A 576-nucleotide genomic window follows, 5' to 3' on the forward strand; every position below is an offset into this window, starting at 1 on the left:
TGACCTTGAGCTTGCCGGTGACCGGGTCGCCATCGCCGTCGGTGACGGTGTAGGTGATCAGGGCATTGCCCGAGAAGTTCGGGTGGGGGGTGAAGGTCACCGTGCCATTGGGCTGGGTGGTGACCGTGCCGACGTTGGATCCGCCCTGGACGTTGGCCGCGGTGAGGTTGCCGCCGTCGGCGCCGAGTTGGTCGTTGTCGAGCACGTCGACGGTGACCGGGGTATCGCTGTCGGTGGTGGCGAAGTCGGAGGCGGCGACCGGGGTGTCATCATCGATCACCACATTGAGCCTGCCGTCGGCGCTGTCGCCGTCGCTGTCGGTGATGGTGTAGCCGACGCTGAAGCGGATGTCGTCTTCGGTCGTGGGGTCTGAGTGGTCCAGCGGCTGGAACAAGGTCACCCGGTAGGCGCCGCTGGCCTGATTGGTCAGCTTAACGGAGAACACCGGAGCGAAGCCTTCGTCGAAGGCGGTCAGGGTGTGGCCGTTGTTGCTCAGAAAATAGTCGAGCGACTCGCCCTGTGAGGTCAGCGAGGGCAGGCCATTGGTCGACCAGCTGAAGCCGCCGGGGCCGTCGT

The 576-nt window shown here is 65.5% G+C and carries 1 protein-coding gene; it reads right to left on the bottom strand.

Features of this window, described 5'->3' with window-relative positions:
* On the bottom strand, positions 1-576 hold a 576-nt coding region (locus ACUN9Y_RS22160; RefSeq protein WP_445462907.1), incomplete at both ends, for an Ig-like domain-containing protein.

The sequence above is a fragment of the Halomonas sp. V046 genome (assembly GCF_052645355.1).